Genomic DNA, 22,598 nt, shown 5'->3' with positions numbered 1-22,598 from the left:
TTCAACGCATAAAAAATGCATTGAACGGCTATTTTTTATGCCTATTTTATTTGTTTTTCATCTGATTTTAATGTTTGAATCGTAAGATTAGGGTAACAACTAATTAGATAGCACTCAAAGGAAAGGATGAGGATCATGAGCTATTTCCAAGATGATGATAAAAACAGTGATTTCCTAAAAAATGATGAGGTACCGAAATCACCTCTTCAAGAAAGACTAGAGCGTGAGGAGCAAGAAATGCAGACTAAGCGCATGAAAAAGAAAGGTGGCGGAGGTAAAGGCGGCTATTTCTTTAGTGGTTTGGTCGGTGTCATTATAGGTGCTTTACTTGTGTGGCTTATGCTACCAGGACTTGTAAGCCAAATGCCTGGAACAACAACAAGTAATACAGGAAAAAATAGCACAACAATTAATCAGGTAGCTACAGAAGTAACGACAGATGTGACAACTGCAGTTGATAAAGCCTCACAAGCAGTTGTTGGTATCACAAATATTCAAGAAGTAACAAGCGGAGGTTTTTGGAGCCCACCATCAACGACAACAAAAGAAGCAGGAAGCGGTTCAGGTGTTGTTTATAAAATTGAAGGTGATAAAGCCTTTATCATCACAAATAACCACGTTATTGAAGGGGCAAAGCAGTTAGAGGTCACAATGCCAGACGGAACAAAAGAACCGGCTCAATTAGTGGGTCACGATGTTTGGACGGACCTTGCAGTTATTTCTATTAACTCTAAAAATGTTAAAACCGTTGCGACATTCGGGAATTCAGATGTATTAAAACAAGGTGAAACAGTGATTGCCATTGGTAACCCACTTGGTTTAGACTTCTATGGTTCTGTGACAACTGGTGTTGTTTCTGGTAAAGACCGTTCTGTACCAGTAGACTTAAATGGTGATGGCACAGAAGATTGGCAACAAGAAGTATTGCAAACAGATGCTGCGATTAACCCAGGAAATAGTGGTGGAGCACTTGTGAACTTAGCTGGAGAATTAGTAGGAATTAACTCCATGAAAATTGCTGAATCCTCAGTTGAAGGTTTAGGGTTCTCTATTCCAATTAATTCAGCTATTCCAATTATCGAGGAACTAGAGAAAAATGGAGAAATGAAACGTCCAACAATGGGAGTTTCACTTGCAGATTTAACAGATGTGCCATCATTCTATCAACAACAAACATTAAAATTACCTGCAGAGGTGACAACAGGCGTTGTTGTAACAGATGTCATGAATAACTCACCAGCCTCAAAAGCAGGGGTTCAACAATACGATGTTATTGTAGAGATGGATGGTCAAAAAATTGAAACAACTATTGATTTACGCAAACATTTATATAATGACAAAAAAATTGGTGATAAGCTAACATTAAAAGTGTACCGTCAAGGTAAATTAGTCGAGCTATCACTAACATTAACAAATGGTAATACATTGTAAAGAAGATGAAAAGCGATGGAGATCTAATCAATCTCCATCGCTTTTTTTATGAGGATGGAGAAAATACTTTTATGAAATATTGTGGATAACTAGAAAATTGTGAATACTAATTCCGCACAGTAAATCGGGAGTAAAAGGCACTTCTTCCATACATGCTATTACTTTGTTACAATAGATTGTGGATAACATAGACTGATTTGTGAATAAGTTTGTGGAAATTTCGGAAAATAAGGAGACATCAAAAAATGGAAAAGTACAGCTGTGAAAGCCATATAGATCACGCTTTAGACATGTTTGTAGCAGAGCAAAAAGTGTTCCCAATTATGGATAAAATCGAAGAGGATAAAAAGTTATCCACAAAGTGTAGCTACTGTGAACAGGCAGCAGAATATATTGTATCAAGTAAATAACTTTACACAATATATAGAGAGTGCTTGTGGATATGTTGATAACTTTTGTGGATAATTTGTTTGTAAATGAATTGTAAAGGTGGATAACGTGTGAATATAACGATTGTATCAGTCGGCAAACTAAAAGAAAAGTACTTAAAAATGGGGATCGATGAGTACGTAAAACGTCTTGGCGGCTATGCAAAAATGGATTTGGTTGAAGTGCCAGACGAAAAGGCACCTGAACAGCTAAGTGAAGCTGAAATGGATATCGTCAAGAAAAAAGAGGGCGAACGCATCCTAACGAAAATCAGTCCGGATGCCTATGTAATTGTCCTAGCCATCAACGGCAAAATGAAAACCTCCGAACAAATGGCAGCCGATATTGAATCCCTCATGACCTACGGCAAAAGCAAAATTGCCTTCGTCATCGGCGGCTCCCTCGGTCTACACGAAGATGTCCTAAAACGAGCCGACGAACAGCAATCCTTTGGCAAAATGACTCTACCTCACCAGCTCATGAAGCTTGTACTAGTCGAGCAGATTTACCGTAGTTTTAGGATTATGAAGGGTGAACCTTATCATAAGTAAGGGAGGTTTTTCAACGGAGAAAACTATTTAAAAGAAAGTGTATATCAACAAGAGGACCAATCTTTCCTTCATTGAAAGGCCTATATTAATGAATCTATCATACAATAGCTGTTGAGACATTACCCATAAGATCAAAAGCACTTAATGACATGGTTCCGGGTGCAAAAGTTGTATTATAACCAACTGGATCACTTGGAAAAACGACATCATAAACAAATGGGAGAGGTGCTACCAATCCCCATGGTAAGGCGACATTAAAACTGTTGTTATAGACTTGTATCTGGCCATTTGCTGGGATGGATGTCGGCAACCCAAGTGTGTAGGTGTAGTCTACATAAACGGATAGGTTACTTGATACTGAAAACGGGTCTATATTATCGATAGGTGCATTTGGGTTTGTAATTTGATTATTTTCAATGAGAATAGGTGTAATTGTTGAAAAAGTATAGGGATCTGTAGGCGGAATAAATGTAATGGTCGGTCCAGGTCGATCTAGTTGGTTAACAGTATTATGGGATACATTTATAGAGATATTCTGGCTAGCTGCCAGGTTAAATAATACGAAATGAGAAAATCGTGTCATGTTGTTATTTTGGATAATATAAGTGGCATCGCTAAAAGTGTCTGTAGGTGTGTCAACCTGAAATATAATAGCGTCTTGGCTATTGGGCCCACCTGAAAAAGTGTTGCCAGAGATATTCATTGTGCCTGTTCCGCTTCTTAATTCTATTGCGTGACGAGTACCTGTATGAATAAACGTTGAATTAATAATGGAAAGATTTGAAGCATTGATAATGGCGAGACGCTTTGGTCCTCCTTCAATAATTACGTTATCAAACGTAATATTATCATATAGACCATTTCCAGGAGCATGTTCTATTCTCAATAACGATACATCATCAGCAGCTGTAATGGTCGGGCTAATAAAATGAAGATTTTTAATAGTTACATTATCTGCAGTTATATACAGATTCGATTCTACTGGTGGATTTGGAAACTCAACAACTGTATTTAGTACGGAAAGACCTGTAATTGTTAGCGGCTTACTTACAGTAATAGGAGTAGCTTCAACAAAGGTCCCTGGAAAAACAATAAGAGTATTATCAGGTGCAGCGTCATTAATCGCTGGTTGAATGTCGTTATAGTACTTACCTGAATTAACATTAAGTACACGTCCACTTGGTGTAGTACAAACAAAGTCTGATGAGAGAATAATTCCACCTATAGGGCAAAACATACAGTCGGTAGAAATATTAGTTAAAAATAATGTACAACTTTGATTACTACAAATTAAAGTCTCTTCACACATACCTGTACAAGGTTTACAAATAAAATCTCCTACAGCAATCCCATTACAAGGACCAGTAGTGAGCGCTACTTCGTATACACAAGAAAAGGGGATATTAATCTGTGGAATTTTAATTGGTGTGGTAACCCAATCATATACTTTAGGGACTTTTATACATAGATTTTCATCTTGTTGAGGTGTAGATGTTTTTGGATCTTTATCAAGTGAAATTAAAGGGTATTGGTCTGGAAGAATAGTCTTGATAATTGATATATTTTCCCTTGGATTACAAAATTGAGTTGTAATATTTATAACAGTGTTAAATGAAGATTGTACCGATAAACAAAAATCCACAAAAAGTAATAGTCCTTGGAAGATGTCATCAGAATAAACGGTTTGAGAGAAACAATGAAAATCAGTATATGAACAGGTAATTTGTGTGCCATTAGGTGCACATAGCACGATTAGTTTTGTTTCAGAAAAAGGTTCTGTATGTTGTGTTCCGTTATCCAATACAATAGTCACAAAGCCACTGATTAGAATCTTTACTTGTTGAAGTTTGACATGGGATCCATCTGGGAGAACTACACATTTTTCAGAACGTGAATTTTCTGAAGTTAATTCTTTATAAATGATGCTTCCAGGTAAATTTGGTTCAAGTGGTAGCCCCTGATTATCGGATAGAAAACAGGAAACGACGCTTACCATAACTGCCCCTTACTCGACTTAAGTTTGTTCATAGACATTTATTCGCTCCTTTTTAATCTAATCAAATTATTGTATGTACGTTGCCTAAAAATTTTAAGGTAATTAGCCTAGTTTTCAATATATATTCACTATTAGCGAAATAAAATTTAAATCATATAGAATTTGCAGAATGTTTTCTCGTTGAAGCTGATTAAATAGGGTATCAACAAAGATTACTTAATTGATTTTTCGAGTAATAGAAATCTATTCTAAAATAGAGTTAATTCAATAATAATACTTTTTTAACACTTGGATATCAATGATGACAAATTACTGTTGCAATAATTTGTAGAGGGACAAGAATGGTAATGAAGAAAATTTAATAGTAGTAACTATCAAACTTGTATAAAATCGCACTTACATCAGTTACGGAGAACCGTACCATAAGTAAGTGCGGTTTTATTAGTTCTATACATCTAAAATGCTGCATTTTTAGAGGAAAGAGAAGACTTGAAAGATAATTATATAATGCAAAGTTTGTAGAAAAAGTATCAGGCACTTTTAATAGTGCCTGATACTTTTTTGTTTTATTGGGAGTAGATTGGGTATTAACTATCATAAGCAAGTTATATAGCAAGAGGTGTTGTAGGAATTTACGAAAGGGAAAGGAGTTATAGCCAATATGTTGTTGAGTAAAAAGTTACTATTGATCTTTAGCACAATCGTAGTCTGCCTTATATCTGGTTGTGTAGAGAAGCAGAAGCTTGAAGACGGATCTGAACTGATCAATAAAAATCAATTTGTTTTTGCTACTTCTGGTGAATTTAAGCCATTTAGTTATATAAATGACGATCTTACAATGTCGGGTTTTGATATTGAGGTTGGTGAAGCGATTGCAAAGGAAATGGGCCTTGAGCCGGTTCAGAAACGAATCAAGTTCAAAGGGATTGTGGAAGGGGTGAAAACGGGAAGAGCGGATGCAGCCGTTGCAAGTCACACGATTAACCCGCAGCGGAGTAAACATGTTTCTTTCTCTACCCCTTATTATTATTCAGGACCGAAAATTTTCACCAGACCGGATAGTAAAATTAGGACTGTTGAAGATTTAAAGGGAAAGGAAGTAGCTGTTGCAAAAGGATCAACTTATGCAGATACAGCTTCCAAGTATACAGATAACATAAAAACATATGACAGTGATATTACAGCATTAAAGGCTTTAAGCAGTGGACGTCATGATGCAGTAATCACAGATTTTGTTACAGGAAAAACTGCTGAAAAGGAAGGTTTTAAGATTAAAGGACAACAATTAATTAATCGCAGTGAACAAGCGATTGTGTTGCCTCAGGATAATCCAAAACTATTGAAGCGAGTAAATGAATCTTTGGAACAACTTCGGGAAAATGGAACATTGACTCAAATCAGTATCAAATATTTTGGTGAGGACATTACCAAAAAATCCGAATAAACCAATGCTATAAAAGAAAGGAAGTAGTACTTTGCCAAGTTTTTCGCATTTTTTTCAAATACTAATCGAAACAAAAGGTGTATTCTTTAAAGCTATGCTTTTAACATTAGAGCTGACGGTGGTTTCTATCTTACTGGGAATCATCATCGGACTAGTCTTTGCCTTATTAAAAATTTCTAATATAAAAATTTTAGAACTTATTTCAGATATATATGTCTATTTGGTTCGAGGAACACCACTGATTGTTCAAATATTTATCCTCTACTTCGGAATTAGCGGGATTTTCCTTCTTCCTGATTTTTGGGCTGCTTCACTTGCTCTAGCGCTACATAATGGAGCTTATATTTCTGAAATCCTGCGAGGAGCAATTCAGTCAGTCGATAATGGCCAATTTGAAGCAGGACGCTCGTTGGGAATGACAAAGACAATGACATTAAGAAGGATTATTCTCCCACAGGCATTCCGTAGAGCGTTGCCGCCTTTAGGCAATCAATTTATCATCAGTTTAAAAGATTCTTCGTTAGCCGCATTTATCTCCATGAATGAGCTGTTTAATGTAGCGACAACACTTGGGTCGAATAATTTCGATGAAATGACCTACTTACTCATTGTAGCAGTCTACTATTTATTGCTGGTAGCATTGATGACATTTGTAGTGAACCGCACTGAACTAAAATTAGCAGTAAGCGACAGATAGGAGCTGAAAAGATTGGATACCAAGGAAATGATTAAAATAAGTCAATTGAATAAATCGTTTGGAGACTTACATGTATTGAAAAATATCGACATGACAGTCTACGAGAGCGATGTTGTTTGTCTAATAGGATCGAGCGGGTCAGGGAAAAGCACCCTTCTTCGCTGCTTGAACTTTTTAGAAAGAAAAGATAACGGCAATATTATAATTGAGGGAAATGAAGTCAATCCAAGGACAGATGACCTTAACAAGATTAGAGAAAAGGTTGGGATGGTGTTTCAAAATTTCAACTTATTCCCACATAAAACGGTTTTAGAAAATATTATTGAAGCACCTGTTATGGTAAAGGGTGTAGACAAAGAAAAAGCTATCATCAAAGCAAAGCAATTACTGAAAAAAGTAGGTTTGGAGGATAAGTCGGATGTCTATCCTAGTAAACTATCAGGGGGGCAAAAGCAACGGGTGGCGATTGCTAGAGCACTTGCGATGGAACCAGACATTATGCTTTTTGATGAGCCAACATCGGCACTCGATCCTGAGCTCGTGGGAGAGGTTTTAACAACCATGAAAGATTTGGCTGAAGAAGGAATGACAATGGTTGTTGTTACCCATGAAATGGGATTCGCAAGAGAAGTAGCTGATTGGATTGTCTATATGCATGATGGGAAAATTATTGAACGCGGCACACCTGAACAATTTTTCAACCATCCGCAAGAGGAGAGAACACGGGAATTTTTAACTGCGACAATGCTTAAATAAAACTAAAAGGTTCTGAACGGTAGGGTTAGAATCTCTTATGGTTTTGCATTAAATATTGGATGCCTAGATAAAGCTTGTACAGCCAACCTTATTATAAGTAAGTGAAAATAGCAAAAAGAGAAATTGCAAAGCGCAATTTCTCTTTTTACTGGAACCGTACTTATTTTAATTATAACTCAACCTCGGTAACTTCATTATTACCATTACCATTACCGTTGCCGTTGCCATTGCCCGGCTTTTCAACCGACACGTCAAATGTTAATGTGTGGTCACCATACGTTGCTGTAATTGTGGTAGTACCTTGACCTTTACCTTTTACAGCCCCTGCTTTTACAGTAGCTATTTTATCATTTGCTACTTCGTAGGTTGCAAGCGTAGTAACATCTTTTTCTGTTGTTCTACCCTCAAAAGTAGTTACCTCAGTAATCTTAACCATAACCTCTTTACCTATTCTAGTTTCAACCTGAGCTTGGTCAATTTCTAGTGTTACGATTGGTGTTTCTACAACAGGTGCTTTAACTGTAACACTTACCGTAACCTCATGATCACCATATGAAATAGTAATCGTAGTCGTGCCCTCACCTATAGCAGTTACTAATCCATTTGCTATTGTTGCAACATTTTCATCTCCCACAACATAAGTAGCTTTTGAAGTTACATCTTCCTCTGTTGCTTCACCTTCTGGAGGAGTAGACGTCTCTGTTACCGTAAGTTGTGCAGATTCTCCAACTGTTAGGTCTAGCTCAGTTGGATTGACAGAAAGTGTTACTTTTGGTTCAACTACATCTTTTTCAAATATTAATGCTTCACCAACATTCCCTGCAGCGTCTTCAATTTTTACTGATACAGCATTTGTTTCGGTTGTTACTGGGAATGTGAAGCTACCGTCTTGATTTAATTCAAAATGAACTGGCGCTTGTATTTCGCCATTCACTGTCGCAATATAAGAAGCTTTTAATTTATCATTTAAATTGTAGTTTAAACCATATAAATATAACTCTTCATTGTAGTCGATATACTTATCTGTTACCTTTCCTGTAGCGACACCTTCAGCTACTGAACCAGTAATTTCTGGTTTAGTCGTTTTCACGATAATTGGTCCAACATAATCGGAAACTACCCCTGATGCCGCAAGACCAGTAAAGTCAATTGTATAGAGACCATCTGGAATTGTTGTGGCAGGTTCTGTTCCCCATGGTTTGTATTGCCCAGCAACATTCAGCGTATAAGAGCCTTTTCCTAGTGCAGTACCTGCATGTAGATAACCGATGTAGCCGTCTCCATATTCTCCGCCTTGAGGATTCATAATATCCCATAGCTCGATATAGTTAGTTGTTACATCGCCAGTTAATGTAAATGAAAGTACAGCTGAATCTTTCACGCCATCTCCATTAAAGGAGAGGTCTGTTTCTGTAATCTTTAAATCTTTAATTTCAGTTACTGCCTCGCTTCCAAAGTCAGCTGCGAATGGCAATGAAATTTCTGTAGCACCACCGCTGATGTGAATATACCCCAGTATTTCCGAGCCGTTTGGAGCTGTAGCTTGTGAAGCCGTTAATGTAAGATTTAACACTTGCTCACCAACTAGATTAAATGTTGGCTGGTCGACTGTAACAGTTGCATCACCAAATGTTTTTGTCACATCAATTGATACGTTATAATTACCGCCGTTCCCCTTTATATCTTTTACTAAAACTTGTTTCGTTACGGAAATATCCTGGTCTTTAAGTGATTGTGGACCAAAAGTAACTGTCCCTTTTAAGTTTTCTGAAACAGCTCCAGTTCCGTCTAAAATTGCACTATCCAATGCATAGGCAAGAATTTCTGGATGTGCTGCAGCATAAGCATTTACACGACCTGCACCTTGAGAGAACACATCATATTTTGTTTTATCTAAAACCTTTGCTGTATTAGAAAGCGCCACTTTTATGTTGAACGCATTCCAATCAGGATTTGCTTGTTTAAGTAATGCAACAATACCTGTAATATGCGGTGTTGCCATAGAAGTTCCTGTTTTACGATCATATGCCTCTGCATAATCTGCATCAGGGAAATCCTTTTTATACATTGGAATCGTTGACATAATATTTGTTCCAGGTGCACTTACATCTGGTTTAATATCAAAGTTTGGCGTAGATGGTCCACGGGAACTTGAATCGTTTACTTCATCCCCCAGTGTTTTTGTGGAAGTAAATTGACTAAAGCTGACTCTTCCAGCACCACCGACTAATGCAGCACGAATTGCATTACCATCCGTTTGGGACATATCAAATGTTGGTAGAAAAGCAAAGGAATCACCCAGGAATGTACCTGAAATATTAGGTGCATTTGTTCCACCAGCAAAGTTATGAATAATTGTGGCGACTGCTCCATTTGCCTTTGCGTTCGCAATTTTATCAACAAATGCGATGCTGCCACGAGAGATCAATGCCACTTTACCTTTTACATCGATTCCCTCATAGTCTTTTACTTCTCCGTTTCCAGGAATAGCAACTAGGTCAAATTCTCCTTGAAGCTGTGTTGCTAAATCCCTTCCAAAAGTTGTGCCCATTAATGGGAGCTGTTTTGTTAAGTTGTAGTCACCAACTGTAACATTCACTTCACCGTTATACATTGTTTCAGGATTTGTTGTGTTACCAACAGCAATTCCTAAACGAGCGGTTGCAGGCGTGCCCATTGTTCCTCGATTTGGGCCGGAGTTCCCTGTTGCAATTACTCCGATTGTTCCAGCCATCATTGCATTATTAATAGCAAATGAACCTGCGTCCGTTTCAGAGTTAGCCCCCCCACCAAGAGAAAGGTTGATTATGTCCATTTTTTCTGTTACAGCCGTTTCAATTGCTTTAACAATACCAGATGTAGCCCCACTTCCATATGCACCAAGAACACGGTAAGCATAAAGGTCTACTTTTGGAGCAATTCCTTTAATGCCGAAATTGTTAGCTCCAATTGCTGCAATGGTTCCAGCAACATGGGTACCGTGAGAAGTATAGAACGAGCTTCCCTTTTCATTAAATACAGGTGTTCCAGCAGGACGCTCAGAAGGCAATGTTTCCGATGCATCGTCATCTGCCCGAGGCTTTGTGTAAGTTGATGAATTTGGAATAAAGTTTTTCCCACCTTTATAAATTCCAGCGAACTCGGGGTGATCTGCATCAATACCAGTATCTAATACTGCTACCTTTATACCTTGTCCTTCAATTCCTTCATTCCAAAGCTGTTCGATGCCGAGGAAAGAAATACTTGTATTCATTTGAGCCTCTAATTGATCTTCCTTAATCAGTTCTGATGATTTCATTGTCTTATCTTCTGATGCGTAAACAATTGCATCAGGTTCAATTAATGTTATTCCTTCTATTGAAAGCAGCTTTGGGAGATCATTTGCTTTCACAGTTGCTGCAAAACCGTTTAAAACAGTATCAAATGTGTAGCCTTGAGTCATTTGAACATTTTTAGTAGCTAATTCTTTTTTAACCTGTGCTTGTTGAGATTTTACATTTGACCGAACTTCATTTGCTCGCGCATTAGAGAACTTTTGGCCTTTCACTTGGCTCATTCCTTGCTCTAGTGCCACAGGCTTTTCAGATAAATGTACGATGACTGCAACTTCTTGATTGCCTGATACATTTTGTAAGCTTTCGTGAAGAGTTGGACCATCTTTAGACAAGCTTAGCTGTTCAGCGATAGCCGCCTTTAATTGAAGTATACTTTCACTTTGGCTATCCTGCTTGAATGGTTTCGAATCTTCAGCATTAGCACTCGATAATGGAACCAATAGAAAAAGCACCATAACGAAAGCTATCATACTACTTAAAAACTTCGTAAACTTAAACTTTTTCAAATCTCATTTCTCCCTCCACTCATAATTATCGCACTTTTCAGTTTAGTGTGATATTTCCAATTTATCACAGGTGAGATAATTCGAATATCGGAATATTAAAAAATCTCAAAATATTGATAATTAGTATTACTTTGTCAAAAATGAATTAATTCTATTTTCCTAGTAATTTAATAAAAAAGTAGAACTTTCAAATGAGTATTGACTTACAGTAATTCATACTTTTTATCATTTAAGAGTTTTATAAAAAATCCATTTGACGTTCTGTATTATTTTTTGTACGATATGGAAGAAAAGAATGCCCGGACTAGAACGGGAGAGGTTCATAGCTGATACCCTCTATAAAAAACTATGGAAACATGACAATATGCCATGTCCATATCGGACGTGGCTTTTTTTTATCTGTTTACTTATGTTTTAAATAGAATGATTGGTGATGCCTCTCTTGAAAAGTGTTGGGAAACATTTTACAAGGAGGTTTTTTTATGTCTGGCAGAAGTCATGAAGAAGGATTAAAGGATTTAACCCTATTAGGTAATCAAGGTACAAAGTATTCCTATGATTATGCACCTGAGGTATTAGAGGCAGTGGATAATCTTCATGCTAATCGAGATTATTTTGTTAAGTTTAATTGCCCAGAGTTTACTAGTTTATGTCCGCTTACAAATCAGCCGGATTTTGCAACGATGTACATTTCATATATCCCAGATAAAAAAATTGTTGAAAGTAAATCTCTAAAGTTGTATTTATTCAGTTTTAGAAATCACGGCGATTTTCATGAAGATTGCGTGAATATCATTATGAACGATTTAATTGCACTACTTGATCCAAGATATATAGAGGTTTGGGGGAAATTTACTCCACGTGGGGGTATCTCGATTGATCCATGGTGTAACTATGGGAAGCCAGGAACGAAATACGAAGAAATCGCCAATTATCGTTTAATGAACCACGATCTTAACCCAGAAAAAATTGATAATCGATAAATGAAGCAAGAAAGAGGTTTTTAGCTACCCTCTTAAAAAAACTAAGAAGAAAGCAGCACTTTTTCTTAGAGTGCTGTTTTTTCGATATAAGGGAGTCTTTATAGATGAAAAAGAAAAAAGCAATTGTAGTATTTAGTGGAGGTCAGGACAGCACAACTTGTTTGTTCTGGGCAAAAGAACGCTTTGAAGAGATTGAGGCAGTAACTTTCGATTATGGTCAAAGGCATCGTCTTGAAATTGACTGTGCGAAGGTGATAACAGAGAAGCTTGGTATCAAGCATCACATACTTGATATGTCTCTCCTGAATCAACTTGCTCCGAATGCATTGACACGACAAGACATAAAGGTGAAGGACGGAGAAAATGGTGAGCTCCCATCGACTTTTGTGCCTGGCCGCAATCTCCTTTTTCTTTCATTTGCGGGCGTTTTAGCGAGCCAAGTAGGGGCAAAGCATATTGTAACAGGTGTTTGTGAAACTGATTTTAGTGGATATCCGGATTGCCGAGATGTCTTTATTAAATCCTTAAATGTAACGTTAAATTTATCGATGGATGATTCCTTTGTGATTGATACACCCTTGATGTGGCTGAATAAGGCACATCAAGGGAATTAGCTGATCAGCTTGGGGCACTTGAGTTTGTACGACAAAGAACGTTGACTTGCTATAACGGTGTCATAGCAGATGGCTGTGGTGAATGCCCAGCATGTAAATTGCGAAATAAAGGGCTTGATGAGTATTTAAGTTATAGGAAGGAGTCTTAAGGCATGTCAGATTTTAAAATCGTTGAGAGACTCCAGAAAATTGATGTGGATATTCAAAGAAATCAATTGAACTACCATGCAAAGCGTGTTCTCATAAGCAAAGAATTTACCTTCGATGCTGCTCATCATCTACATCATTATGAAGGGAAATGTAAAAATCTGCACGGTCATACCTATCGGGTAGTATTAGGGCTGAGTGGCTACACAGATGAACGTGGTTTGATAATTGATTTTGGCGATATAAAAGAAATATGGAAACAAAAAATAGAGATTCATTTGGATCACCGCTATTTAAATGAAACGCTTCCACCCATGAATACGACGGCAGAGAACATTGTTGTTTGGATATACGAAAAGTTGACTGAGGCCTTGCTTGATGAAGGATATAACGGTGTGCGTGTAGAGTTTATCAGGCTTTACGAAACTCCAACAAGCTATGCAGAAGCTAGACGGGAGTGGCTGGAAGTTGAGTAAAGTACCTGTTATCGAAATTTTTGGGCCAACGATTCAAGGAGAGGGTATGGTCGTTGGACAGAAGACAATGTTTGTAAGAACTGCGGGCTGCGATTATTCCTGTTCTTGGTGTGATTCATCGTTTACGTGGGATGGCAGTGGAAAGCATTTTATTGTCCAAATGACGGCGGAAGAGATTTGGGCTGAGCTGAAGCGGCTTGGAGGTAATGGTTTTTCATTTGTCACAATTTCAGGCGGCAATCCTGCACTCAATCCGAATTTAGCAGAGCTTATTGCCATTTTAAAAGAAAATGACATAAAAATCGGGGTAGAAACACAGGGGAGTAGGTGGCAAAAGTGGATGTATGAGATTGATGAACTGACAATTTCACCAAAGCCACCTAGTTCTGGAATGACCACAGACTACTCGGTGCTCTCTTATATCTTCGAAAAACTTGAAGATCGAAACAGCAATCACCATGTATCTCTCAAAATAGTCGTTTTTAATCAAGAGGATTACGATTATGCTAAACAAATTCACCATCTATATCCAATGATTCCTTTTTATCTTCAAGTCGGTAATGATAATCTCACGACAATTGATAATTCACAATTAATGATGCATTTATTGGATAAATATCGTGCGCTGATTGATAGAGTAATGAAGGATGAGGATTTAAGAGATGTTAAAGTACTGCCACAGTTACATGCCCTTGTGTGGGGAAATAAAAGAGGTGTATAGTGTGCCATTACAAAAATTAAATTTACTTGAGGAGTAATAGTTTGAGAATATTATTTTATTTATTATCTATTGTTATTGCTAATGTGGTAACGGCAGCATTTGCACCATTACATTTTGGTATGTTTATTGTCCCAATGGGAACGCTTTTAATTGGGGCAACCTTTATTTTTCGGGATCTAGTACAAAATAAATATGGTAGAAAAAAGACGTATTTATTTATTATTACAGCGTTAATTTTATCAGCTGTGGTGTCATTCCTACTAGGTGATACACTTTTGATTGTGGTAGCCTCAGCACTATCATTTGTTGTCGCTGAAACGGCCGATACTGAAATTTATACTCGATTAAAATTACCAATGGCTTGGCGTGTGTTCTACAGTGGTATTGTCGGAGGATTTTTAGATTCTGCAATTTTCGTAGTAATCGGCTTAAGTCCACTTGGTGCCAATATATTGCCATGGGAAGCGGTACCTGCCGCCATTTTGGGGCAAATTATTGTGAAGACAATTATACAAATGGTTGGTGCAATTCTTTTAAATAAAGTTGGTCCAATGAAAGAAAAATATATTATTCCAGAATAATTCTTCCTTATTATGAAGATACGGATCACATGTAAGCTTTTTAAAAACAGGCCCATTCGTTTTATTCGAATGGGTCTGTTTGATTTATATTCTTTTTAAGATACCTATTGCATTTTTTATGCCGTTTTCTTTTGTTTAAGGTCTAAATGATAACTAAAGAAAGTTAGTAGACTTGCACCGACGGCAACTATACCAGCAACCCATGTGACATTCATCAAATTTCCTTGATGATATACAATGCCGCCTAATGCAGACCCAAAAGCGATGCCTACGTTACTTGCCACTGGCATAAGAGAAGCCGCGAGTCCTTTAGCATCTGGTTTGTAAATTTCGGCCAAATCTATTAAATAAAGTTGAGTAGATGTTGTTAAGAGGATGGCCATTAGTGACATTAGTCCGATGTTCGCTAATCCTAAAATAAAATGGTTTGTTGTCCAAAATAAGCTTGTCAATACAATAGCTTGTGCGAGAAAGACAAACCGAAGTCGGCCGATGGCATTGTGACTGGCAATTCTACCAGCAAGAATGTTGCTGAAAATCGAAAGAAAGCCGTAGCCGAATAAGATTAAACTTATAGAATTATTTGGTGCACCCATTCCCTTTAAAATAGGAACAAGGTACGTAAAGACTGCATAGGTTGCACCAAACCCGAGAGCAGGAATGAAAAAGGCAATTAAAATTCGAGGCTGAATCATTAAAGAAAATTGATCCCGTATTGAGCTTCGTACTTGGCTGAGTCGAGTAGGTAAGACAAAAAAAGATGCCGCAAACGCCAATCCTCCGAGAAGAGTGGTTAACATAAAAGTGGCATTCCAGCCGTACCATTCAGCGATTACAATTCCAATGGGTACTCCCACTACGTTTGCCAGTGTAAAACCACCGAAAACAAATGATATAGCAAGGCTGCGTTTATTAATTGGCATGGTTTCGCTTGCAACAATCATGGCTAGAGAGATCAATACACCTGTTACAATCGCGGTCATAACCCGAAGTATAAGGAGCATAATATAGCTCGTTGAAATTACACACAGAGCATTTAAGGCAATGAAGGAACCTATCAAAAACAACATCCATTTACGCTTTGGAAAATGGCTTGTTGCTGACATGACGAGTGGTGTAGCGATGGCAAATGTGATGGCGAACGCAGAAACGAGTGTGCCTGCTTTTGCATTTGTCATATGAAGGCTTGAAGAAATATCAGTTAAAATCCCGACAATAACAAATTCGCTTGTCCCCAGAACAAATGTTAATAATGCAAGTGTTAAGATAAGTAACCAATGTCGCTTGGATAACTGTGTATGATCCATAAATACCTCTTTCTTTGATGAATGTAACTGTGTTAATTAGTAGACACACAATTTAAACATCATATCATAAAATGTTTTTATGAGAAATTAGATTAGTTTTACGATATGCCAGTGTTTGTTTCCGACTATTTTCCTCTAAAGAAGGATTTTGTAAATATTACTCGAATTTTTTATTGGAAGAGTAACTTTAAAATTTTATCTATTTTGTATGTATAAATAATAAGGGGAAAAGGGGGATTCACATGATTCAATTCCTTCAGATGGGAGCAAATACAGTTATAAGTTCCCAAAAAGGTAGTGTTACTATTAGCTACGAAATGTCTAATTCGATTGATATTTCGTTAACTGCATTCCTTTTAACGGATGCAAATAAGGTACAAGGAGATAGCGGCATTATATTTTATAATCAACCAACTAGCTTATCTGGTGCAGCTACCCTGATACCATCTGAGAATGTAGGGAATATAAAAATACATAAAATGAATTTTGACATGAGTAAAATCCCTGAAGGTATTACTAAAATAGCAATAACACTTACAGAAGATAATAGCCGAGGTTTTTCAAATGTGAAAAATTTAAAGGCAGAAATACGTACTGATAATAATGTTATCAATTTAGCACCAGCTAATTTTGCAAATGAAAATGGAATCGTAGTATTAGAATTATATCTAAGAAATAGTCAGACAAAGGTGAGATCTATATGGCGCGGATTTGATTCTGGGTTAGAGGGGTTATGTAAAAATTATGGTGTTGAGGTTGAACCTGAAGAGCAAAACAATCTTTCTGAATCAACAACTATAAAAAAACAAATGCTGATAGAACCTGATCAATCACGAAATGTTCCAGAAAATACAAATAGACAAAGCATGTTGTCATCGATAAATCTTGAAAAGGTAAAGGGGAATGTCAGTCTCACCAAAGGTCAAAAGCCAGTTATCATTGATAAAACGCCTGAAATTACTGCTACGGTATCATGGAAAACTGGTACTGACTACGATATATATGCTTTAGTCTATACAAAGGATGGTCAGCAGATCGATGTAGCTATGTTTGGGGCGAAAAATACACCCCCACTTAGGAGTTTTCACCATGGGGTAGTCGAACACATGGGGGATGTTGGGAGAGATGCTGGTTCAACAAAAACTGAAGTAATCAAATTGAGATTAAATAATAATGTTTTAGCTGTTGTTCCTGTGGTTTATTCCGCCCAATCAAATGGCACAGGTTCATTCTACAGATATAAGGTGTCCATGAGTATAGATAATCATAATGGAACCTCCGTTACTATTTTTGCTAAAAATGCTAATAATAATGATAGAATTTATTCCTGTGTGCCTGGAATACTTCATAATACTCCAGATGGTGTGATTATCAACCCATTAGAGCTTTATAGTGAACCGAATTCAGAACGTAGACCTAAGCTGAAGATGGGCTCTTCTAATATGGTAGAAGTTCTAATGGATAAAGGCCCAATAAATGATTACAAGTAAAAGCAAATAAAACGGAGATTGGCGATAGCCAGTCTCCTCTTTTTTGTCACAACTTATTAAAGGTTACTCCTTTTGTTCGTGGGCAATATACGCAGCTAGTAATTCACGGACTTCATCCGTAGAATTTGCACTCAGTAATTGAACTCTTAATTGACTAGCCCCTTTGAAGCCACGTATATATATTTTAAAGAAACGTTGTAATGCTTTAAATGAACGTGTTTCGAATTCCTTGGAATAATGGTCATGAAGATTAAGGTGTAGGTATAGTAAATTAAGGTATTCTTTGGCGCTATGCTCTTTAGGTTCTTTTTCAAAGGCAAATGGGTTTGAAAACACACCGCGACCAATCATTACACCATCGATACCGTATTGCTCAACTAGTTTTAGACCTGTTAAACGATCAGGAATATCACCGTTGATCGTCAGTAATGTGTGGGGAGCAACTTCATCACGTAGTTTTTTGATATCTCCAATTAATTCCCAATGTGCAGCGACCTTGCTCATCTCTTCCCGTGTACGGAGATGAATAGAAAGATTGGCGATATCCTGTTTTAAAATATGTGTAAGCCACTCACGCCATTCTGTTACATCCGTAAAGCCAAGTCTTGTTTTGACACTAACGGGTAAGCCTCCTGCTTTGGCTGCTTGAATAATATCTGCGGCTAGTTCAGGATGAAGAATTAATCCAGCTCCTTTACCTCTTTCTGCTACATTATCAACTGGGCAACCCATATTAATATCAATTCCCTTAAAGCCTAATTCCTTCATACCAATACTCATTTTACGAAAATGTTCAGGGTTGTCCCCCCAAATATGTGCAACAATAGGCTGTTCATCTTCTGTGAAAGCTAAGCGGTTTCGTACATTATCTAATCCATCTGGATGACAATAGCTCGTCGTATTGGTGAATTCTGTAAAATATACATCGGGTCTCCCAGCTTCCTGAATGACATGACGAAATACAACATCTGTCACATCCTCCATTGGAGCTAAAATGAAGAATGGCCGTGGTAAATCTAGCCAGAAATTTTTTTGATTCATTGCTAAAAATCCTCTCTTTCCAAAATACTACCTTGCAAAAAGATATCATATTTACTTTATTTCTACATAGTTAATTGGCTTAGCTTAAGGAGAGAAATGCATCCTTGTAATTAGACTTAGGTTCTTTTAGATTAGAAAGTAATCAAAAATATCCAACAAAATACTGTATTATCCATAATGATATAATATGTAATATAATGTAGAAATTTAGGGGGAGTGTTGAAATGGCAAAATATGAGTATAAAACAATTGGTATGAATGATATACCTACAATGGCTGAATTACTCGTAAATAGACAGAGCCTTGAAGGTGAAGTATATCCATTTCTAAACAACAGCTGTCTTAATGCTGAACATATAACAAATACGCTTAAAAACTTATTTGCTCATAATAATATTAAGGGAATTGGAGCATTTATTAAAGATGATCTAGTAGGATATTTAATCGGCGTCATCAAGAATGACTCTCTAAGAGGCAGACATGTATGGGTACCATATGAGGGATTGGCAATCAGAAAGGATCAATGCGCTGAGCTTATAAGAAAATTATATGCAGAGGTTTCAGTGGTATGGCTAGAGCAAGGTTGTTTTATGCATTACACGATAATCCCTCTTGGAAATGAGGCTTACTATGATGCCTACCAACGATTAAGCTTTTCTATACAGCAAGTACATGGGGTTATGAACATTAGGGATTATAAACCATTTGAAAATAGATGTAATGCAGAGATTAGGGTTGCAAATAAAATGGATAGTGAGATGTTGGGGAAAATGTCTAGGATCATTCAATCGTATCAAAATTCCACACCTACATTTGAGCCTGTATTCCCTGAGGTTGTCATGAGCATAAAAGACTCATATAAAAGTATAGTAGAGGAGAATAATGATACATGTTTCGTTGCAGTAGTGGATGGGCAGGAATTAGGATTTCAAAAATATTATCCTATCCATTCAGATTTGATGACACCTGAGCATGCAATAGAGTTAACGATTGCAGGTACTTACTCTTCTCAAATGGGAAGAGGTGTGGGAAAAAAGCTGATGAATGAAGGCTGTAGAAGGATGAAAGAGGCGGGCTATGAGAATATCATTACAGATTGGCGAATTACTAATCTTGCTGCATCAACTTTTTGGCCTAAGTGCGGTTTTAAGCCAGTAGCCTATAGAATGGTTAGGTACATTAACAGTGATATAGCCTGGGCAAACTTTCATAACCCAAGTATAGGATTATTGTAAATCTAGTTAAGTATTTATCGGCTAGACAGTTAAAATTTAGTTTTAGATTGCTTGTCTATATTTCGTAAATATTGACATTTATTTTTTAGACAACTAAGCTTAATGGAAAAATAGTGCTGGGGGGCTGCCAGTGGAATTTATTAAATTAAATTGTCCAAATTGTAATGGAAAAATTGAATATAAAGAAGAGCAAACATTCAAATGTCCTTTTTGTGACACGGAAATCATGTTGAAAGAGAATAAAATTTATTATGTAGATCAAACAATTAATAATTATTATGGAACAGCTTCTCCTAATACAACATCCCGTCCAAAAACAAATTTAAAGCTGCTCTTTATGATACCAATTGTCATGATATGTCTATTCCTTGGGTATTTTCTTTTAAGTAGTAATCAAACAGAGGATGGAAACCGTGAAGAACTATCCGTTCGAACAATGCCTGAAAGTGAAGTTCTTCTATTCTTTTTAAAAGATATTTTTGATAAAGGTGGGACGATGCCAACAAAAGAAGAGATTGCAAGTATTCGATATTTGGCTGCCTACTATTCTGACGATCAATGGCATTTTGATTATAGTCTAGAGGATCCTTTTACAAATAAGGAAGCTAAAATTTCTACTTATATCATTATGGATAAATTATTAAATACGCAAGAAATTGAACAAAAGGACTTTGAGGCCTTTACTGGCTTAACGGTTTTAAAGCTCATGAATGATTATGAAATATCACAAAGTGAGAAAGTAAGTTTCCAACATCTTGAAAACTTAAAAAGTTATACTGGTAGCTTTAATGAATCATTTAGTAAAATTGCGGGATATTTTAGTGAAAAATCAAATGTTAAAGAGCTTTCTATCCAAATAAGAAGTAATGATGAACTGGCTTTATTATTACAGTTCCCTAATCTTCAATCGCTTGAACTATCTTATGTGACTGAAGAGGTAACAGATTTCCAGATTCTAAACAAATTATCGCTGAAATCACTGTCCTTAAAATCGATCAATGATTTAAAGTGGCTGTCTACACTAACTAATCTAGAATCGTTAGCAATAGACATTAGTGAAGCTACGGATTTTAGCCCACTTTACTCATTGACTCAATTACAAGAATTGAAGCTTACGTCAGTAAGAAATTTAAAAACGCTTGATTTTATACAAAACATGCCTAAACTACAATCTTTAGATCTTGAAAACATGAATATAATCAATTTAGATAGACTTAGAAATATGTCATCTTTAACAAAGCTACGTTTAGCTTCTCCTGGTCAAGTGGAATTGTTGGATATGGTAAACAGTCTAACGTCATTGACGGAGTTATCCTTAACTGGTTATCATGGTGATATTTCATCGATTGTAGCGCCCCATTTGAAAAAAGCAGAGCTGAAGAGTTCATTTTTACCAAAGCTAGAAGCACCCGCTTTAAGAGATTTGACGGTTTCTATAAGTGGATCGGATTCGCAATTGAATGGTTCAGAACTACTGAAATACCCACAGCTAGAACAGCTTACAGTCAGGGAGTATGGAACTCTTAAAGGTATTCGTTCATTAAATGACCTACCTCATTTGCAAACAATCAATTTAAATGAGACTCTCTTTTATGAAACCAATGAATTATTCAATTTACAGCATGTAAAAATGTTAAACTGTCATGAATGTAATTTTCAGGTGAATAGTAAGCCATTTACAAACAACGTGCTAGAGCATTTAATTTTAAATGATGTCTCCATTCAAATTGGTAATGGGGAATGGGTGCAAGAAGTAGATAAGATCATGCCTTATTTTGCTGGCTTTACAAATTTACGTTCATTCACTTTACAAGATAGTTCACTACAATCGTTAAATTTCTTGGGAAATTGGCAACAAATAGAGGTGCTTCATTTAGAAAATAATGCCATTTCAAATGTAGAACCCTTAGTAAATTTGCCTAACTTAAAAAAACTATATATTTTAGGGAATCAGGTACAAAATCAATCTGTATTAGACAAGGGAATTATGATTTATTGAATGTGAATTAATAGTCAGGAAATAATGTAATGTTGTAACATACGAATTTAATATAGTAGAAATAAAAAGAGAGACAATGACAGGATATTCCTGTCATTGTCTCTCTTGGATTTGTCCTACAGTTTAGATAGTTTTATAATGAATTGATGCTTAACAAGAGGAGTTGAAAAGGATATGTTCGTACGTAATAAAGGTTTGTTTTTTATGCTATCTCTGCTAGCCATTATTGTTGTTTTGACAGGCTGTGGTACAGCTAAGGATAGTGAGAAAACTGAAGGAAAAACAGCTAAAGAAACACAAGAAACAATGGATTACGCGTCAAAAGTGAAGGAAAATCCAATTGTGACGATTACGATGAGCAATGATGAAAAAATTGTTATTGAATTGGAGCCTACTGTAGCACCAAATACAGTAGCTAACTTTATTGCTTTAGTAAAAGATGGATTCTATGATGGTCTTATTTTCCATCGAGTTATTCCTGATTTTATGATTCAGGGTGGAGATCCGAAAGGAAATGGTACTGGAGGGCCTGATTATTCGATTGATGGTGAGTTTACCTCAAATGGATTTGAAAATAATATGAAGCATGAACGTGGTGTTATTTCAATGGCTCGTTCGAATGATCCAAACTCAGCAGGCTCACAATTTTTCATTATGGTAAAGAAGGCCTCACATCTTGATGGGGAATATGCTGCTTTTGGCAAGGTGATTGCAGGTATGGAAACAGTTGATGCCATTGTTGGAGCAGAGCGAGATGCTACAGATAAACCACTCGAAGATCAGCAGATGAAAAAGGTAGAGGTGGATACAAAGGGCTTTGATTATCCAGCACCAAAGGTAAACAAGTAGCTTGCGTCCC

General features: G+C 36.7%; 18 protein-coding genes, 1 pseudogene and 1 riboswitch. Of the genes and pseudogenes, 15 read left to right on the top strand and 4 right to left on the bottom strand.

Annotated features, from left to right (window positions below):
- Positions 1 to 135: 135 nt before the first annotated feature.
- From HCH28_RS17825 to rlmH, 3 genes are all read left to right on the top strand, one after another.
- Positions 136 to 1,431 carry a S1C family serine protease gene (locus HCH28_RS17825; RefSeq protein ID WP_221682458.1) on the top strand — a complete coding sequence of 432 codons (1,296 nt, stop codon included), beginning with the start codon at positions 136 to 138 and terminating at the stop codon, positions 1,429 to 1,431.
- Between the two features lie 245 nt (positions 1,432 to 1,676).
- Entirely contained in the window at positions 1,677 to 1,841 is a 165-nt protein-coding gene (locus HCH28_RS17820; protein ID WP_004233391.1) for a CxxH/CxxC protein, read from the top strand.
- A gap of 90 nt (positions 1,842 to 1,931) precedes the next feature.
- The gene (gene rlmH, locus HCH28_RS17815; protein ID WP_221682457.1) at positions 1,932 to 2,411 is read left to right on the top strand and encodes a 23S rRNA (pseudouridine(1915)-N(3))-methyltransferase RlmH; all 480 of its coding nucleotides are present in this window, start codon (positions 1,932 to 1,934) and stop codon (positions 2,409 to 2,411) included.
- 97 nt (positions 2,412 to 2,508) lie between these two features.
- Here the strand turns inward: rlmH and HCH28_RS17810 are convergent, their stop codons facing one another.
- Positions 2,509 to 4,407 carry a BMQ_0737 family morphogenetic spore coat protein gene (locus tag HCH28_RS17810; RefSeq protein WP_221682456.1) on the bottom strand — a complete coding sequence of 633 codons (1,899 nt, stop codon included), beginning with the start codon at positions 4,405 to 4,407 and terminating at the stop codon, positions 2,509 to 2,511.
- A 661-nt stretch (positions 4,408 to 5,068) separates the two neighbouring features.
- On the opposite strand from HCH28_RS17810, the gene HCH28_RS17805 reads away from it, so the two are divergent.
- The 3 genes from HCH28_RS17805 to HCH28_RS17795 are packed head-to-tail and all read left to right on the top strand — an operon-like array spanning position 5,069 to position 7,304.
- On the top strand, positions 5,069 to 5,851 hold the full coding sequence (locus tag HCH28_RS17805) for a transporter substrate-binding domain-containing protein (RefSeq protein ID WP_221682455.1): 783 nt from the start codon (positions 5,069 to 5,071) through the stop codon (positions 5,849 to 5,851).
- Between the two features lie 31 nt (positions 5,852 to 5,882).
- On the top strand, positions 5,883 to 6,548 hold the full coding sequence (locus HCH28_RS17800; protein WP_221682454.1) for an amino acid ABC transporter permease: 666 nt from the start codon (positions 5,883 to 5,885) through the stop codon (positions 6,546 to 6,548).
- Positions 6,549 to 6,575: 27 nt separating this feature from the next.
- A complete protein-coding gene (locus tag HCH28_RS17795) occupies positions 6,576 to 7,304 on the top strand; it encodes an amino acid ABC transporter ATP-binding protein (RefSeq protein ID WP_221682481.1) in 729 nt (242 codons plus the stop codon).
- 169 nt (positions 7,305 to 7,473) lie between these two features.
- Here the strand turns inward: HCH28_RS17795 and HCH28_RS17790 are convergent, their stop codons facing one another.
- Complete coding sequence (locus HCH28_RS17790) at positions 7,474 to 11,145, bottom strand: S8 family serine peptidase (RefSeq protein ID WP_221682453.1); 3,672 nt, start codon at positions 11,143 to 11,145, stop codon at positions 7,474 to 7,476.
- A 309-nt stretch (positions 11,146 to 11,454) separates the two neighbouring features.
- A riboswitch (PreQ1 riboswitch) is annotated at positions 11,455 to 11,501 on the top strand.
- 126 nt (positions 11,502 to 11,627) lie between these two features.
- On the opposite strand from HCH28_RS17790, the gene queF reads away from it, so the two are divergent.
- The 5 genes and pseudogenes from queF to HCH28_RS17765 all read left to right on the top strand — a co-directional run bounded on the left by queF (position 11,628) and on the right by HCH28_RS17765 (position 14,667).
- Positions 11,628 to 12,128 carry a preQ(1) synthase gene (gene queF / locus HCH28_RS17785; protein WP_004233404.1) on the top strand — a complete coding sequence of 167 codons (501 nt, stop codon included), beginning with the start codon at positions 11,628 to 11,630 and terminating at the stop codon, positions 12,126 to 12,128.
- A 104-nt stretch (positions 12,129 to 12,232) separates the two neighbouring features.
- Positions 12,233 to 12,891, top strand: a pseudogene (gene queC, locus HCH28_RS17780) (7-cyano-7-deazaguanine synthase QueC).
- A gap of 3 nt (positions 12,892 to 12,894) precedes the next feature.
- The gene (gene queD, locus HCH28_RS17775) at positions 12,895 to 13,365 is read left to right on the top strand and encodes a 6-carboxytetrahydropterin synthase QueD (protein WP_221682452.1); all 471 of its coding nucleotides are present in this window, start codon (positions 12,895 to 12,897) and stop codon (positions 13,363 to 13,365) included.
- On the top strand, positions 13,358 to 14,086 hold the full coding sequence (queE, locus tag HCH28_RS17770) for a 7-carboxy-7-deazaguanine synthase QueE (RefSeq protein WP_221682451.1): 729 nt from the start codon (positions 13,358 to 13,360) through the stop codon (positions 14,084 to 14,086). The genes queD and queE overlap by 8 nt, the downstream gene beginning before the upstream one ends.
- Positions 14,087 to 14,127: 41 nt before the next feature.
- On the top strand, positions 14,128 to 14,667 hold the full coding sequence (locus HCH28_RS17765) for a VUT family protein (protein WP_221682450.1): 540 nt from the start codon (positions 14,128 to 14,130) through the stop codon (positions 14,665 to 14,667).
- Positions 14,668 to 14,783: 116 nt separating this feature from the next.
- On the opposite strand, the gene HCH28_RS17760 is transcribed toward HCH28_RS17765, so the two are convergent.
- Positions 14,784 to 15,974: an MFS transporter gene (locus HCH28_RS17760; protein ID WP_221682449.1), complete on the bottom strand. Its 1,191-nt coding sequence runs from the start codon at positions 15,972 to 15,974 to the stop codon at positions 14,784 to 14,786.
- 242 nt (positions 15,975 to 16,216) lie between these two features.
- Between HCH28_RS17760 and HCH28_RS17755 the strand changes: the two genes are divergently transcribed.
- Positions 16,217 to 17,464 (top strand): TerD family protein, encoded by a 1,248-nt coding sequence (locus tag HCH28_RS17755; RefSeq protein ID WP_221682448.1) that lies wholly within the window; start codon positions 16,217 to 16,219, stop codon positions 17,462 to 17,464.
- Positions 17,465 to 17,527: 63 nt separating this feature from the next.
- Here the strand turns inward: HCH28_RS17755 and HCH28_RS17750 are convergent, their stop codons facing one another.
- Positions 17,528 to 18,505 carry a tRNA dihydrouridine synthase gene (locus HCH28_RS17750; RefSeq protein WP_221682447.1) on the bottom strand — a complete coding sequence of 326 codons (978 nt, stop codon included), beginning with the start codon at positions 18,503 to 18,505 and terminating at the stop codon, positions 17,528 to 17,530.
- A gap of 224 nt (positions 18,506 to 18,729) precedes the next feature.
- Here HCH28_RS17750 and HCH28_RS17745 point away from each other — a divergent pair, with 224 nt between their 5' ends.
- The 3 genes from HCH28_RS17745 to HCH28_RS17735 all read left to right on the top strand — a co-directional run bounded on the left by HCH28_RS17745 (position 18,730) and on the right by HCH28_RS17735 (position 22,588).
- A complete protein-coding gene (locus HCH28_RS17745; RefSeq protein ID WP_221682446.1) occupies positions 18,730 to 19,740 on the top strand; it encodes a GNAT family N-acetyltransferase in 1,011 nt (336 codons plus the stop codon).
- A 130-nt stretch (positions 19,741 to 19,870) separates the two neighbouring features.
- Positions 19,871 to 21,739, top strand: coding sequence for a leucine-rich repeat domain-containing protein (locus HCH28_RS17740; protein WP_221682445.1), 1,869 nt, complete (start codon positions 19,871 to 19,873; stop codon positions 21,737 to 21,739).
- A gap of 174 nt (positions 21,740 to 21,913) precedes the next feature.
- A complete protein-coding gene (locus HCH28_RS17735) occupies positions 21,914 to 22,588 on the top strand; it encodes a peptidylprolyl isomerase (RefSeq protein ID WP_221682444.1) in 675 nt (224 codons plus the stop codon).
- The last annotated feature ends 10 nt before the right edge of the window (positions 22,589 to 22,598 follow it).

Origin of the sequence: Lysinibacillus sp. K60 (assembly GCF_019731275.1) — a bacterium.
GTDB classification, from domain to species: Bacteria; Bacillota; Bacilli; order Bacillales_A; family Planococcaceae; genus Lysinibacillus; species Lysinibacillus capsici.
This window is presented reverse-complemented; position numbering and strand designations above follow the sequence as displayed.

Excerpts from the sequence above, each read along its gene's own strand:
- HCH28_RS17745 (WP_221682446.1), top strand. The coding sequence starts at position 18,730 with ATGGCAAAATATGAGTATAAAACAATTGGTATGAATGATATACCTACA.
- HCH28_RS17755 (WP_221682448.1), top strand. The coding sequence starts at position 16,217 with ATGATTCAATTCCTTCAGATGGGAGCAAATACAGTTATAAGTTCCCAA.
- queF (WP_004233404.1), top strand. The coding sequence starts at position 11,628 with ATGTCTGGCAGAAGTCATGAAGAAGGATTAAAGGATTTAACCCTATTA.
- HCH28_RS17750 (WP_221682447.1), bottom strand. The coding sequence starts at position 18,505 with ATGAATCAAAAAAATTTCTGGCTAGATTTACCACGGCCATTCTTCATT.
- HCH28_RS17820 (WP_004233391.1), top strand. The coding sequence starts at position 1,677 with ATGGAAAAGTACAGCTGTGAAAGCCATATAGATCACGCTTTAGACATG.
- HCH28_RS17760 (WP_221682449.1), bottom strand. The coding sequence starts at position 15,974 with ATGGATCATACACAGTTATCCAAGCGACATTGGTTACTTATCTTAACA.
- HCH28_RS17805 (WP_221682455.1), top strand. The coding sequence starts at position 5,069 with ATGTTGTTGAGTAAAAAGTTACTATTGATCTTTAGCACAATCGTAGTC.
- queD (WP_221682452.1), top strand. The coding sequence starts at position 12,895 with ATGTCAGATTTTAAAATCGTTGAGAGACTCCAGAAAATTGATGTGGAT.
- HCH28_RS17735 (WP_221682444.1), top strand. The coding sequence starts at position 21,914 with ATGTTCGTACGTAATAAAGGTTTGTTTTTTATGCTATCTCTGCTAGCC.
- HCH28_RS17795 (WP_221682481.1), top strand. The coding sequence starts at position 6,576 with ATGATTAAAATAAGTCAATTGAATAAATCGTTTGGAGACTTACATGTA.
- HCH28_RS17825 (WP_221682458.1), top strand. The coding sequence starts at position 136 with ATGAGCTATTTCCAAGATGATGATAAAAACAGTGATTTCCTAAAAAAT.
- HCH28_RS17810 (WP_221682456.1), bottom strand. The coding sequence starts at position 4,407 with ATGGTAAGCGTCGTTTCCTGTTTTCTATCCGATAATCAGGGGCTACCA.